Annotated in this window: 11 protein-coding genes; 7 read left to right on the top strand and 4 right to left on the bottom strand. The window is 39.7% G+C overall.

All coding sequences use genetic code 11. The features are described from left to right. Positions 1–15 precede the first annotated feature (15 nt). The 4 genes from MKL33_RS18930 (at position 16) to MKL33_RS18915 (ending at position 5,198) form a co-directional block, all read left to right on the top strand. The gene (locus MKL33_RS18930) at positions 16–801 is read left to right on the top strand and encodes a 1,6-dihydroxycyclohexa-2,4-diene-1-carboxylate dehydrogenase (RefSeq protein ID WP_057062314.1); all 786 of its coding nucleotides are present in this window, start codon (positions 16–18) and stop codon (positions 799–801) included. Positions 802–858: 57 nt separating this feature from the next. Continuing rightward, on the top strand, positions 859–2,052 hold the full coding sequence (benE, locus tag MKL33_RS18925; RefSeq protein ID WP_270907530.1) for a benzoate/H(+) symporter BenE: 1,194 nt from the start codon (positions 859–861) through the stop codon (positions 2,050–2,052). Positions 2,053–2,531: 479 nt separating this feature from the next. After that, the gene (locus MKL33_RS18920; protein ID WP_270907529.1) at positions 2,532–3,890 is read left to right on the top strand and encodes an aromatic acid/H+ symport family MFS transporter; all 1,359 of its coding nucleotides are present in this window, start codon (positions 2,532–2,534) and stop codon (positions 3,888–3,890) included. A gap of 45 nt (positions 3,891–3,935) precedes the next feature. Beyond that, on the top strand, positions 3,936–5,198 hold the full coding sequence (locus MKL33_RS18915) for an OprD family outer membrane porin (protein WP_270907528.1): 1,263 nt from the start codon (positions 3,936–3,938) through the stop codon (positions 5,196–5,198). Positions 5,199–5,303: 105 nt separating this feature from the next. Here MKL33_RS18915 and MKL33_RS18910 read toward each other — a convergent pair whose 3' ends face one another. After that, positions 5,304–6,410 carry a beta-ketoacyl-ACP synthase III gene (locus MKL33_RS18910; protein ID WP_005802658.1) on the bottom strand — a complete coding sequence of 369 codons (1,107 nt, stop codon included), beginning with the start codon at positions 6,408–6,410 and terminating at the stop codon, positions 5,304–5,306. A gap of 95 nt (positions 6,411–6,505) precedes the next feature. Continuing rightward, a complete protein-coding gene (gene hrpA / locus MKL33_RS18905; protein ID WP_270907527.1) occupies positions 6,506–10,363 on the bottom strand; it encodes an ATP-dependent RNA helicase HrpA in 3,858 nt (1,285 codons plus the stop codon). Between the two features lie 352 nt (positions 10,364–10,715). Between hrpA and ahpC the strand changes: the two genes are divergently transcribed. Both ahpC and MKL33_RS18895 read left to right on the top strand, forming a co-directional pair. After that, positions 10,716–11,279 carry an alkyl hydroperoxide reductase subunit C gene (ahpC, locus tag MKL33_RS18900; RefSeq protein ID WP_003652649.1) on the top strand — a complete coding sequence of 188 codons (564 nt, stop codon included), beginning with the start codon at positions 10,716–10,718 and terminating at the stop codon, positions 11,277–11,279. 194 nt (positions 11,280–11,473) lie between these two features. Next, positions 11,474–11,689, top strand: coding sequence for a KTSC domain-containing protein (locus MKL33_RS18895; RefSeq protein WP_005070287.1), 216 nt, complete (start codon positions 11,474–11,476; stop codon positions 11,687–11,689). A 65-nt stretch (positions 11,690–11,754) separates the two neighbouring features. On the opposite strand, the gene MKL33_RS18890 is transcribed toward MKL33_RS18895, so the two are convergent. Both MKL33_RS18890 and MKL33_RS18885 read right to left on the bottom strand, forming a co-directional pair. Next, positions 11,755–12,342, bottom strand: a complete 588-nt coding sequence (locus MKL33_RS18890; RefSeq protein WP_270907526.1) for an O-methyltransferase — start codon at positions 12,340–12,342, stop codon at positions 11,755–11,757. Positions 12,343–12,387: 45 nt separating this feature from the next. Then, positions 12,388–12,606 (bottom strand): DUF1653 domain-containing protein, encoded by a 219-nt coding sequence (locus MKL33_RS18885; protein WP_262447755.1) that lies wholly within the window; start codon positions 12,604–12,606, stop codon positions 12,388–12,390. A gap of 257 nt (positions 12,607–12,863) precedes the next feature. On the opposite strand from MKL33_RS18885, the gene ahpF reads away from it, so the two are divergent. After that, positions 12,864–14,429, top strand: coding sequence for an alkyl hydroperoxide reductase subunit F (gene ahpF, locus MKL33_RS18880; RefSeq protein WP_270907525.1), 1,566 nt, complete (start codon positions 12,864–12,866; stop codon positions 14,427–14,429). The last annotated feature ends 90 nt before the right edge of the window (positions 14,430–14,519 follow it).

The following is a 14,519-nucleotide window of genomic DNA, read 5'->3' as shown; positions in this document are numbered from 1 at the left end:
GTGGAGAAGTTATCTATGTCAAACCGTCAAAGATTTACCGATAAGGTCGTGATTGTTACGGGTAGTGCTCAAGGCATTGGTCGTGGCGTGGCATTACAAGTCGCGACTGAGGGTGGACAAGTCGTCATGGCTGACCGCTCTGAATATGTTGAAGAAGTTCTCAAAGAAATTCAGAGTTCAGGTGGCGATGCTGTCACGATTAATGCTGACCTTGAAACCTATGCAGGTGCACAAGCGGTTGTTGCAAAAGCCATTGAACACTATGGTCGGGTAGATATCCTGATTAATAATGTAGGTGGCGCGATCTGGATGAAACCTTTTGAAGAGTTTTCCGAAGAAGAGATCATTAAGGAAGTCAATCGCTCATTGTTTCCAACTTTATGGTGTTGCCGCGCTGTGCTACCCGCCATGATTAAGCAACAAGCGGGTGCAATAGTAAATGTATCTTCAATTGCAACCCGTGGCATTAACCGTATTCCCTACTCGGCATCTAAAGGTGGTGTAAATGCTTTAACGGCATCACTTGCTTTTGAACATGCCAAAGACGGAATTCGTGTCAATGCTGTTGCAACTGGTGGAACCGAAGCACCACCTCGGAAAGTACCACGCAATGCCAATCCATTAAGTCAAAATGAAAAAGACTGGATGCAGCAAGTAGTTGATCAAACAATAGATCGAACATTTATGAGCCGTTATGGCACAATTCAAGAACAAGTCAATGCAATTTTATTTCTTGCATCAGATGACGCATCGTATATGACGGGATCGGTCATTCCGGTCGGAGGTGGAGATCAGGGTTAACCCTGATCTTTTTGCATGATTGGGTAAATAACATAATTTGCATGGAGGCAATCACACATGGCAACCCTGTTAAAGACGTTAAAAAATGACTGGTCCATATCAGCAACAGTTGCTGGCTTTCTTGCGGTTTTAATTTCTTACTCAGGCCCACTGATTATTTTTTTCCAAGCTGCTCAGCGCGCCCATGTGTCCACCGATATGATGGTGTCATGGATTTGGGGAATTTCAATTGGTGCCGCCGTTTCAGGTATTTATCTTTCAATTAAATATAAAACGCCTGTCATAACCGCATGGTCTGCACCGGGTACTGCCCTGTTAGTTACCCTATTTCCAAATGTCTCGTTGAATGAAGCGGTAGCCGCCTATATTACTTCTGCCATCGTTATTTTTTTAATTGGCGTTACAGGTTACTTCGACAAATTACTAAAGTGGATTCCGCAAGATGTCGCAGCGGGCATGATGGCTGGTATTCTTTTTCAATTTGGCATTGGTCTATTTACCGCATCTGATAGCATGCCTTTTATTGTTTTTAGCATGCTCATTGTCTTTTTAATTGCCAAGCGTTTAATGCCACGCTACACCATGATTTGGGTGTTAGCTGCTGGAGTTTTATTAAGCCTCATTTTGGGCAAAATGAATCCGGTTGATGTGAGTTTTAATTTAGCTATTCCACAGTGGATTAGCCCAGAATGGACATGGAACTCAACATTGAACCTCGCCGTTCCTCTCATTTTAGTCAGTCTAACCGGCCAATTTTTACCGGGTATGGCGATTATGAAACTCAGCGGTTACGATACCTCAGTCAAACCCATTATTACTGTCACTAGTATTGCCTCTTTAGCTGTTGCCTGCGTCGGCGGTATTACGATTGTGCTTGCCTCAATTACCGCAGCTTTATGTATGGGCAAAGATGCACATGAACTTAAAGAAAAACGTTACATCGCTGGAATCGCCAACGGAATTTTTTATATTTTAGGTGGTTTATTTGCTGGCAGTATTGTCATGCTATTTAGCTTACTTCCTAAAGAGTTGGTTGCAGCACTGGCAGGTTTAGCCTTGCTTGGAGCGATTGCCACCAATATTTCTGTTGCCATGAAAAATGACAGTCAACGTGATGCCGCACTTATTACCTTTTTAGCGACAGCATCAGGCATGCATTTCCTTGGATTAAGCTCAGTCTTTTGGGGTATTTGTATTGGTGTAATAGCCCATTTCATTCTTACACCACGATCAGCTCCAACCCCGAATTAAGTTTTTTATCTAAATACTCTCACCTAAAATAAAGCTTAAATCGCCAAATCAGGATGCAAATAATGTGCTAATTCTGATTTGGCGATTTTTTATTGGATATAGATTAAATTTCATTTTTAAGATAAATCTCTAAAATAATTAAATAATAGACTTTAGTATTTTGTTTTTATATTTTCACTTCAATTTATAATATAAATTTAGCAATATTTTTAGCTGTGATTCTCATCAATAAAATCTATAAAAAAGTATCTATAAAATCCTTAAAATTCTCACTATACAATATTTAACCCTATTTTAAAGATACAACAAATTTAGCTAAAACAATAAAAATAAATATATATTTTTCAAATAATTAAATCAATAAAAGTACAATACCTTAAAGACATAAAGATATATCAATTAGGTTTTTGACTCTAATCCAATAACAAAATAGTTTATTAAAAAATAACGCGATGCTTCACAAATTGGAGGTGAAGAAAATGGATACGAGCAAGGTTAATATTAATGAGTTAATTGATAAAGCCAGTTTTACATCTTTCCATTGGAAAGTTTTAATCTGGTGCTTACTTATTATTATTTTTGATGGATATGATTTAGTTATTTATGGGGTTGCTCTTCCTCTGTTAATGCAACAATGGTCATTAACTGCGGTAGAAGCTGGTTTACTCGCCAGTGCTGCTTTATTCGGTATGATGTTTGGTGCCATGATTTTCGGCACGCTTTCAGACAGACTAGGACGTAAAAAAACCATTCTGATTTGTGTCACCTTATTTAGTGGATTTACCTTTATGGGTGCCTTTGCCAAAGGACCAACTGAGTTTGCTATTTTGCGCTTTATTGCAGGCCTTGGGATTGGTGGCGTTATGCCAAACGTCGTTGCGCTTATGACCGAATACGCACCCAAAAAAATCCGCAGTACATTGGTCGCAATCATGTTTAGTGGTTACGCAATTGGTGGCATGACCTCTGCACTACTCGGCGCATGGCTTGTGAAAGATATGGGCTGGCAAATCATGTTTTTAATTGCGGGTATTCCCCTGTTGCTGCTCCCACTCATCTGGAAATTTTTGCCAGAATCTCTCGCCTTTTTAGTGAAATCTAACCATGGCGAACAGGCAAAAAGTATTGTGAGTAAAATTGCACCTCAAACTCAGGTAAACGCCAATACTCAACTGGTATTAAACGAAAGCACAACAACAGATGCACCTGTCCGTGCGCTTTTCCAGCAAGGCCGTACCTTCAGCACATTTATGTTCTGGATTGCTTTCTTTATGTGCCTACTCATGGTGTATGCCTTAGGAAGTTGGTTACCTAAACTCATGCTCCAAGCGGGCTACTCATTAGGTGCAAGCATGTTGTTCCTGTTTGCACTCAATATTGGCGGCATGGTCGGTGCAATTGGTGGTGGTGCTTTAGCAGATAAATTCCATTTAAAACCTGTTATTACCATTATGTTTATTGTGGGATCAGCAGCTTTAATTCTGCTTGGCATTAATAGTCCACAATTTATTTTATATAGCCTAATTGCGATTGCTGGTGCTGCCACAATTGGCTCACAAATCTTACTCTACACGTTTGTTGCGCAGTTCTATCCAACCGCACTTCGTTCAACTGGCATGGGCTGGGCATCTGGAATTGGTCGTATTGGCGCGATTATTGGACCAGTTTTAACTGGCGCCTTACTCACACTTGAGCTTCCTCACCAAATGAATTTCTTAGCGATTGCAATTCCAGGTGTGATTGCTGCACTTGCAATATTTATGGTCAATCTCAAAGCCTCTGTTGCCGCACAAACGCCATCAACTTTTAACCCTCAAAACACGCTTACCCAGCAGTAAAAATACATGCGCCGAGGACTGGCGCATCTTTTTTGGAAATGGATTATGGAATTATTACACCGTTTTAAACCATGTAATTTAGCAATAGCTACATTATTAGGGTTATTGACTAGCTCAAGTTTATGGGCAGCAGACACCACTCAACAAAGTGAAGATGAATGGAAGTTCACGCTAAAAAATGCCTATATCAACCGTAATTTTGATAATGATGCCTTAAAAGATACGGGCAGTTGGTCTCAGGCAGCGTCTTTATTTTATAAATCGAAAATGCATGACAGCCCTCTGCAAATTGCAGATAAGCCCATTACGATTGGGGCCGATGCTTCCGTTCAATACGCCGTGCGCTTGAGTTCAGATAAACACGTTGCGGACACGGTTTTGCCTTTTAATAAAGAAACACTATCTCAGGCTTCCGACTTTTTAAAATACGGCGCAACTTTAAAACTAGGTTATGACAAAACCCTTTTAAGTGTCGGTGAACTCTGGTTAGACCTGCCTGTAACGGCTGTCGATGCCAGCCGACAATTACTTGCCTCTTATTGGGGAACCAACCTTAAGTCGCAACTTTCAGATCAGCTCTATGCAGAAATTGGTCGAGTGGAAAAAGTATCACCACGTAATGAAGAAGATTTTAAAAAGTTTTCTTTTACAGCGAACGGCATTACCAAAGAATCTGATGGTTTAAATTACATAGATCTGCGCTATCAATTTACGCCGTCACTCAAGGGTGAATATTACTTTGGTAATTTGGAAGACCTCTACAACAAACAGTATGTAGGGCTTGAGCATAATTGGAAACAACCTAATTTTGCCCTCACCTCTAAGTTTAAATATTTCAATGCAAAAGATGACGGCAATACTTTTGATATTGATGCGCAAAACATTGGGGTGTTAGAGACTCTTAAAGTAAAAAACCATACCTTTGGCTTGGGTTACCAACAAATTATCGGTGAGTCAGCTTACCCATTACCAGATGGTTTCTTGCCAGAAACGTACTTCATTAACTGGAATGCCACGGGATTCTTTAAAGAAGACGAAAAGTCTTACCATGTGATGTATGGCTACGACTTTAAAGATTATGTTCCAGGCTTAAATGCAATGGTTAAATATGTCTATGGCCATGACTTTAAAGCAGCCAATGGTGAGAAAAACCATGAGACCGAGTCGAATGTGATTTTAAACTATGCGTTTCAGCAGCCATTCTTAAAAGGCGTTGCCCTGCAATATATTCGTATTGATTACAACGTTAAACATGGCAATGACTTTGATGAAGATCGCCTGTTTGTAAACTACACCAAAAAGTTTTAATAACTTTTTATTCAATCTAAGCGGGCCAATTTTGGCCCGCTTTTTTATATTATTTCGCTCATAAAAAAACGCTCTTACGAGCGTTTTTTTAATTAATCTTGTAGCTTAAGCAACATGCTTTTGTACAACAATCGAACCGACTGAATAACCAGCGCCGAAAGATGAAATCACACCATACTCGCCATTATCTACTTCGTGGCCTGTACGGTGTAAAGCAATAATCACGCCTGCTGAAGAGGTATTAGCAAACTCATCTAGAATAATTGGGGCACGGCTTAGATCTGCCTCTTTACCAGCCACATATTTCAAGATTAGTTCATTCATGTTGGCATTGGCTTGGTGTAACCAGAAACGCTTAATATCGTTTGCAGTTAACTGCATTTTTTCCAACTGCGCATTAATGATTTTTGCCACTAACGGACAAACATCTTTAAAGACTTTGCGACCATCTTGACGGAATAACTTGTCGTCAACCACTGCATCTTCGCTACGGTTTAAGAAACCGAAGTTATTGCGAATGTTGTTTGAAAATTGAGTAAATAAATGAATATCTAAAATTTCAAAACCAGTTTTAGTAGTGGTTTCTTCAATAATAGAAGCCGTTGCAACATCACCAAAAATGAAGTGACAGTCACGGTTACGGTAGTCTAGGTGACCCGATGTAATCTCAACGTTCACCAACAACACACGGCGAGCGCCTGAACGAATTGCATCTGCCGCTTGTTTCAAACCAAAAGTAGCAGCTGAACATGCAACATTCATGTCGTAGGCATAACCTTGAATACCAAGTGCTGACTGGATTTCAATCGCAACTGCTGGATAAGCACGCTGCATGTTTGAACATGCCAAAATTACAACATCGATATCTTCAGCAGTTACGCCTGCATTTTCCATTGCCTGCTTCGCAGCAATCACACCCCACTCTGCTTGAAGTGAAAGTTCATCATTTGAACGTTCAGACAAACGAGGACGCAAACGTGTTGGATCGAGAATACCTGATTTCTCAATCACGTAACGGCGCTTAATACCAGACGCTTTTTCAATAAATTCAGCACTAGAACCGCGTAATTCTTCGAGTTCACCTGCTGCAATTTTCTCTGCATTCTCTTGGTTATATTGTTCCACATAAGCATTTAAACTGTCGGCCAGTTCTTCATTAGAAATGATTTCTGTTGGGTGAAATAACCCAGTACCTGTGATACGAATGCCCATGTAAAACTCCTAAAAAAATGAATAGGGTCTGTTAATCTTTCATTTATAAATTGCGTTGTAGGCTAAACAACAGCATAAACAGACCCCGATCTATCTTAACTGATTCCCAAACGATCCCATAACTTTTGCAGTCGAGTTGGCGAAATAGGCATCTTGGTTTTCATCGGTTGAGAAAATAAAGAAATGCGGAATTCTTCCAACATCAAATACAATTCTTTGATTTTTGGATCGTTTTTGAATTTAAATACCTTGTCCATCCATGGATCGACATCGTCAATTGCAGCATGATCTCGCTGTAGATTATTTGGCAATCGATCTAAACGCAATAGCAGTGCTTTTAAATAACGCGGGTATTCCTGCCAAAGATCGACTGGTTGACGGTAAACAAAATTGCCAAGTGACATTAAATCTAACTGATCTTCAATATCATCAATACTGCGCCCAAACACGTTTGGATCAAGCACTAAAAGCTGACGACGGATTTGTTGCCACTGAATATAAATATCACTTAATTGCTCAAGTGCTTGCTGACCATAACTCAAAAATTGCTTTTTGACCTGATCTAGCAGCTTGTTAAATTCATCTGCGTTAATTGGCAAAGTCGTAATTGCCATCTGCAACGTTGCATAGACCAACATCTGCTCAAGCTTAGCTTTATCGCCCAAAGGTGAATAAGCTAACGCGAGCGGTTTTGAAATCTGCTTTTTCAACTGACGAACCAAGTCGCCCAGTTGCATATGTACCAGACGAATAATACCTTCGCGGTGCTGTTTAATCGCCTCAGCTTGATCATTAAACGTTTGAATAACAATGCCTGACTCATCTTTAGCTTCGAGGTCAGCAAAAGCCTTGGTCGGAACTAAAGCCTGATATTGTTTAACTACAACGCCCGTGACTTTATGAGAAGCCTCGAAAGTAAAGTTTTCAGGAAAGTCCTTAAACTCACCTTTTTGCTGTTTAACTGGACGATGTGTTTCTACCCGGCAACGTGCTTTTAACTCAGGTAAATCACGACCTTTCGCAATCAGCTTACCTTTTTCATCAATCACTTTAATGAAAGGCACCAAATATGGATCAATACGTTCAAACGAGAAATCTTTTTCAGTAATTTGCTCGCCACGTAAGGCAAAAGCTAAATAACTAAAAATATGTTCACGTAAATGTACTGCATCAACCCCTTGCATGAGCTTACGAGCTGTATCAGGAATTGGCACCACATTACGACGCTTGTCTTTAGGTAAAGCTTTGAGTAAAGCCTCAATTAAATCTTGGCGCCAACCCGGAATTCCCCATGACCAAATATTTTCATCCACTTGAGGCAGCGCCTGTACAGGAATTTGAACAGTAGCACCATCTTCGTCATGGCTCGGGTCAAAATGATATGTGGTTGCTAAACGTAGCTGACCATTGTGTAAATGATCTGGAAATTGCTGCGTTGTTGGTCGGTCATTGAGCCAAAGCGCATCATCGTCAATAAATAAATAACGAGGATTATTTGCTTCTACCGTTGCACGCCAGTCTTCAAAGCTACGACGGCTCGCAATTTCTTCTGGAATTTTAGACGCATAAAACTGATAAATCGTTTCTTCATCGACCACTAAATCACGACGACGCAATTTATCTTCAACTCGCTCTACTTCTTCAAGCTTAAGTAAATTGTGTTTTAAAAATGGTGGAACTGTACCCAAGTTACCAGTAGTTAATGCATCGCGTAAGAAAATCTCATGAGCAGCAGGTTGGTCAACTTTCTCAAAATTAATTAACCGTTTTGGCTCAATAATTAAACCAAATAAAGAAATTTGCGCATATGCATTAACGATTCCCGCTTTCTTAGACCAATGCGGCTCGAAATAGTGATATTTCAATAAGTCGCGTGCAGCAAGTAAAATCCATTCAGGATCAATTTTGGCTAAAGTACGTAAGTACACTTGAGAGGTTTCGACCATCTCAAAAGCCATCACCCAAGAGGTATTGGTTTTATGCAAAGTACTCGCAGGGAAAACTTTAGCCTTTTGCTGACGCACTGCCATAAAGGTATTTCGTTCATCAGTTTTATTGGCAATGAACGATAATAAACCTGTCAGCAATGCACGATGCAAGTTTTCATAATTCGCAGGTTTTTCATTAAAGCTCAGTTTTAAGCCTTCGGCTAACTCAACCAATTGCTGGTGTGTCTGTTTCCATTCACGTAAACGCAACCAGCTTAAGAAATGCTGCTTGGCAAATTGACGGCGTTTATTTTCAGACATGCCTGCTTCACCTTTAGGATTTAAAGTATCCCAAAGTTTTAAATAAAACAGAAAATCTGAATCCGTTTCTTTGAATAATGCATGCTTTTGGTCAGCTTGCATTTGTTTATCTGCCGGACGCTCACGCGGGTCCTGAACAGCTAAAGCACTTACCACAATTAAGATTTCTTTGAGTACGCCAAAATGAGCACCACCCACGATCATACGAGCGAGTCGTGGGTCAATTGGCATACGAGCCATCATTTGCCCGACTTTAGTCAGCTCATTTTTTTTCTCGTTAAGTGCGCCTAACTCAATCAGCAACTTACGACCATCATTTACAAGGCGGAAATCTGGCGGCTCAATAAAATCGAAGTTTTCTAACTCACCTAACCCTAAACTCTGCATTTGCAAAATAACAGATGCTAAGTTGGTTCGTTTAATTTCAGGTTCGGTAAATTCAGGACGACTTAAAAAGTCTTCTTCGCTATATAAACGGATACACACACCCGGAGCAATACGACCACAACGCCCTTTACGCTGATTAGCTGCGGCTTGAGAAATTGCTTCAATTGGTAAACGTTGTACGCGTGAACGGTAGTTATAACGTGATATACGAGCAAAACCGCTATCAATCACATAGCGAATATTTGGAACAGTAAGAGCTGTTTCGGCCACGTTGGTCGCAATAATAATACGACGGCCTTTTCCAGCCGGACTAAAAATCTTTTGTTGTTCAGAAACAGCTAAGCGCGCATACAAAGGTAAAATTTCGGTGTGTCTTGGCCCGTACTTTTGCAAGGTTTCCTGCAACTCACGAATTTCTTGTTCTGTACTTGAAAAAATTAAAATGTCGGCATGTTCGGGGTGACCTTTTGCTTCTGCGTCAGCAAAGCATTCTTCTACAGCCTGTACAACTGCACGAGGAAGGTTTTCTTCGAAATCATCAAACTCATCGTCATCACTGCCACCAATATTCATTTCTGAAATTGGGCGATAAAGTACTTCGACAGGATAACTACGCCCTTCCACTTCAAAAATAGGTGCGTCATTAAAGTAATTACTAAAGCGATTTACATCTAAAGTTGCCGAAGTCACAATCACTTTTAGATCTGGGCGTTTTGGCAGTAACTGCTTTAAATAGCCCATAATAAAATCGATATTGAGTGAGCGTTCATGCGCTTCATCAATAATGATCGTGTCATATTTAGACAAATAACGGTCATTGCCTAACTCGGCAAGCAAAATACCGTCGGTCATTAACCGTACGATAGAGTCCTGCGAACCTTGTTCGTTAAAACGGATTTTAAACCCGATAGACTCGCCAAGCTTTTCGCCAACTTCTTCTGCAATACGCTGAGAAACACTACGTGCAGCTAAACGACGTGGCTGGGTATGACCAATCATCCCCGTTAAACCACGGCCTGCTAGCATTGCAATTTGAGGAAGCTGAGTGGTTTTACCTGAACCCGTCTCACCTGCCACAATAATCACTTGATGCTTTTGAATCGCATCAATTAAACGGTCTGCATATTGAGAAACAGGTAAATCCTGATTCAGTTTAATTTTAGGGAGACGTTCAAATCGCTGCCTTACTTTGGCATTAGATTGTTCAAATAATTTTTCAATCTCTGCTGTATTGGCTTTTTTATCTTTACGCAAACGATTTAAACGGTAACGATCTCTTGCCATCACCCACTGATCAATATTTAAATCATTCTGCACAGACAAATTTTCCTGAAAATACAACAATCCTCTATTTTACGCTCTAATGACCATAAGGTAAAACAGTTGGTTTTTTATATATTTTTAATTTTTTAAAATTTTACCCTTGAATTTTGACTAACGAGACTTCATGTTGTTAGGCAAGTTTCTTTTACGATAACTGTCATTTGATTTACATGTTTTTGCAGTCAAATCGAATACAGTGTTTGGGGACTTAAAAATCGTAAATTTATCACTTATTCGATTTTCCGATTTTAGTCATGTAAAAATACTATTTCCCCAATAAAGAATTTTTATTTATTCTACATCTCGTAAACAAGTTTAAATATAAACCTCAATCATGGAGACAATGATGAGCTTGATTAATACTGAAGTTAAACCATTCCAAGCAACTGCTTACCACAACGGCCAATTTGTTGAAGTTAACGAAACTAACCTTAAAGGTAAATGGTCTGTTGTATTCTTCTATCCAGCTGACTTCACTTTCGTTTGTCCAACTGAACTTGGTGACTTAGCTGACAACTACGCTGAATTCCAAAAACTTGGTGTTGAAATTTATGCTGTATCTACTGATACACACTTCACTCACAAAGCTTGGCACGACACTTCTGAAGAAATCAAAAAAATCCAATATCCATTAGTTGGTGACCCAACTTGGACTCTTTCTAAAAACTTCGACGTTCTTATCGAATCTGAAGGTTTAGCTGACCGTGGTACTTTCGTTATCGATCCAGAAGGTAAAATCCAAATCGTTGAACTCAACGCTGGTGGTATCGGCCGTGACGCGTCTGAACTTCTTCGTAAAGTAAAAGCTGCTCAATACGTACACGCTCACCCAGGTGAAGTTTGCCCAGCTAAATGGAAAGAAGGCGAAGCTACTCTTGCTCCATCTATCGACCTAGTTGGTAAAATCTAATCTCTTATTAGATTTTAAAAACTCAAAGAACCATCCCTCATCGGATGGTTCTTTTGTTTTGAATAAGCACATCACATTTTCTACTGATACTTTTACAATTATGCCCTTCCCCATTACATGAAGTTTGAGTAATGTCGAATAAATAACCGATGTTTTTTGAGCTTAAGTAATATGAAATAAAAGGGGAAAAATTTATGGCGAATACTGTGGCAGTCACTTCATGGAAATACAATGCGACTTCACGTCATCTAAAAATATTTTATAGCGATGGTTCAGGTGAACTTTATCATCCTGTACCAGAATTTATTTATGACAACTTATTACGATCAACAGACAAAGCTGCTTTTGTACATAAATATTTAGAATTCGATTTACACTTTACTCGCCTATCTTTAGTGAATGCTTCATAACATAATAAAATAAGGCCTGCTTTGAACAGGCCTTTATGAATGAATAAATCATATTTTCATATGGTTTATCTTGCCACCACAATACATAAACCAGCGCCTACAGGCACAATACTGCTCATAAAATTTTCATCTTTTTTAATTAAAGCTAAGAATGAACTGACTTCAGCCGCATGTGAAATAACATTATCAATAATGAGTACGCCACCTTTTGGCTTCATTAAACGTTTTAAATCTGGCCAATAATTCTCGTAAGCAGGTCGCTCAGCATCTAACAAAATAAAATCGAAAGTTTCCTGAGTTTCCTTTAGGTAATCGGCTGCATCTCCAACCCAAAAATCTACCAATTCCTCTAATGCCAGTTCAGTCGCATGGCGTTTAGCTTCATTACTACGATTGGCATCAATTTCAAGCGTGGTTACTTTTCCATGAGTAGCTTGAGCAGCCTCAGCAAGCCATAAAGTAGAGTAACCTGTTGAAGTCCCAATTTCTAAAATTGATTTGGCTTGCTGCATTCGAATAAATTGCGATAGTAATTTTGCAGACTCCGCCTCAATATTACGATACCGCAGCAAACGATCTGTCTGCTGTGCATCATGTCGTTTAAAGGTGTCATATAAATCGGCAACTCTTTGTAAGAAAAAAGTATTTGGCATATATTCACCCTTTAAAATCATTATTTTATATAAAAGTCGTTTGCGTTAAGTGCTTTGAATTAACTTAAAACGCGGCACGATACTTCCGTCAGCCATTTTCACCGTTTCAGTAAACATCTCTAGCGGACGTACCCAAGTTGAATAGTCACCATAAAGACACTGATAAACGACTAACTCTTCTTCAGTCTCGCTGTGTTTTGCTACAGAAAAAACTTGATAGAGATTACCTTTATAATGCTGATAAATGCCGCGTTGCAATGACATGAAAGTACCTTTTAATGTTATGACATAAAATCTTTACAGCCATATAACATATATAAATTTTTAAATACTTTCACTTTAAAACACTACAAAACATAAAAAAGAACATTTTAGAGATAAATTATTGATCTTACTTATTAATAGCCCCAATAATTCAAAAAACCGATCAAACACATAAAAACATACTGTTTTACCTATTCTGTGTTTTCACGTACTATGCATCTATTGAAAGAATTTGGATGCATTGGAGTAAAAAACAGATGTTAGATCAAAACATTAAAACTCAATTAAAAGCTTACCTAGAACGTTTAGAAAGTCCAATCGAATTAGTTGCTGCTTTAGATGAATCAGATAAATCAGCTCAAATTAAAGAGTTGGTGAGTGAAATCGCTGAGCTTTCTGACCAAGTCACTGCCCGTTTTGACGGTAACAATACACGTCGTCCAAGCTTTGGTGTGGCTAAAGCAGGTGAACAGCCTCGTGTGTTCTTTGCAGGCTTACCAATGGGCCATGAGTTTACGTCTTTGATCTTGGCGCTGTTACAGGTGTCTGGCTATGCACCTAAAGTGTCTGATGAAGTACTCAACCAGATTAAAGGCTTAAACCTCAAAGCAAACTTTGATGTGTTTGTATCCTTAAGCTGTCATAACTGTCCGGATGTAGTACAGGCGCTTAACCTGATTGCCATTTATAACCCGAACACCACAGCAACCATGATTGATGGTTCATTCTTCCAAGACGAAGTGGAACAACGCAAAATCATGGCTGTACCGATGGTATTCCAAGACAACGAACACATTGGTCAAGGTCGTATGACGCTTGAAGAGATTGTGGCAAAACTTGATACCAACTCAGCTGAAAAAGATGCAGCGGCACTCAATGCCAAAAATGCTTTTGATGTGTTGGTGATTGGTGGTGGTCCTGCGGGTGCAACAGCAGCAATCTATGCTGCACGTAAAGGTATCAACACGGGTATCGTAGCTGAACGCTTCGGTGGTCAAGTGATGGACACTATGGACATTGAAAACTTCACTTCTGTACAAAAGACACAAGGTCCTAAGTTTGCTGCCGAGATGGAAGCACATGTTCGTGAATACGATGTCGATATCATGAACTTGCAACGTGTCAGCAAAATCACGGGTGCCAACCAGACTGCAAATGGTTTGGTTGAAGTTGAACTTGAAAACGGTGCAAAACTTGAATCGAAAACAGTAATCCTTTCTACAGGTGCACGTTGGAGAGAGATGAATGTACCAGGTGAGCAAGAATACCGTACCCGTGGTGTTGCGTACTGCCCACACTGTGATGGCCCATTATTCAAAGGCAAACGTGTTGCCGTGATTGGTGGCGGTAACTCAGGTGTTGAAGCAGCGATTGACCTTGCAGGGATTGTTGAGCATGTCACTCTGGTTGAGTTCGATACCAAACTTCGTGCTGACCAAGTCTTGCAAAACAAATTGCATAGCTTGCCAAACACCACGGTGATTATGAATGCCTTAAGTACCGAAGTATTAGGCGATGGTTCACAAGTCACCGGTTTGAAATATAAAGACCGTGCAACTGATGAAGAGCATGTGGTCGAGCTTGCAGGGATCTTTGTACAGATTGGTTTATTGCCAAACACTGACTTCTTGAAAGACAGTGAAGTTGAATTAACCAACCGTGGCGAGATCATTGTGAATGACCGCAACGAAACCAATGTGCAAGGTGTATTTGCTGCGGGTGACTGTACGACTGTACCTTACAAGCAAATCATTATTGCTACAGGTGAAGGTGCTAAAGCATCACTCTCTGCGTTTGATTACATCATCCGTTCTGGGCAGTAAAATCGGTCAAAATCATTATTATTTATTTCAAGCCTAGCATTACAAAATGCTAGGCTTTTTTAATACTAGAGTTACAACTTTTTAACAATT

Origin of the sequence: Acinetobacter sp. AOR43_HL (genome assembly GCF_027854635.1) — a bacterium.
Taxonomy (GTDB): Bacteria; Pseudomonadota; Gammaproteobacteria; order Pseudomonadales; family Moraxellaceae; genus Acinetobacter; species Acinetobacter pittii.
Note: the sequence above shows the minus strand (reverse complement) of the source record. Positions and strands in the feature narration are given on the sequence as shown.

Bases quoted from the DNA above. Each gene is read 5' to 3' on its own strand.
- ahpF (WP_270907525.1), top strand. From the start codon at position 12,864: ATGTTAGATCAAAACATTAAAACTCAATTAAAAGCTTACCTAGAACGT.
- MKL33_RS18885 (WP_262447755.1), bottom strand. From the start codon at position 12,606: ATGTCATTGCAACGCGGCATTTATCAGCATTATAAAGGTAATCTCTAT.
- ahpC (WP_003652649.1), top strand. From the start codon at position 10,716: ATGAGCTTGATTAATACTGAAGTTAAACCATTCCAAGCAACTGCTTAC.
- MKL33_RS18910 (WP_005802658.1), bottom strand. From the start codon at position 6,410: ATGGGCATTCGTATCACAGGTACTGGGTTATTTCACCCAACAGAAATC.
- MKL33_RS18890 (WP_270907526.1), bottom strand. From the start codon at position 12,342: ATGCCAAATACTTTTTTCTTACAAAGAGTTGCCGATTTATATGACACC.
- MKL33_RS18895 (WP_005070287.1), top strand. From the start codon at position 11,474: ATGGCGAATACTGTGGCAGTCACTTCATGGAAATACAATGCGACTTCA.
- MKL33_RS18915 (WP_270907528.1), top strand. From the start codon at position 3,936: ATGGAATTATTACACCGTTTTAAACCATGTAATTTAGCAATAGCTACA.
- MKL33_RS18930 (WP_057062314.1), top strand. From the start codon at position 16: ATGTCAAACCGTCAAAGATTTACCGATAAGGTCGTGATTGTTACGGGT.
- MKL33_RS18920 (WP_270907529.1), top strand. From the start codon at position 2,532: ATGGATACGAGCAAGGTTAATATTAATGAGTTAATTGATAAAGCCAGT.
- benE (WP_270907530.1), top strand. From the start codon at position 859: ATGGCAACCCTGTTAAAGACGTTAAAAAATGACTGGTCCATATCAGCA.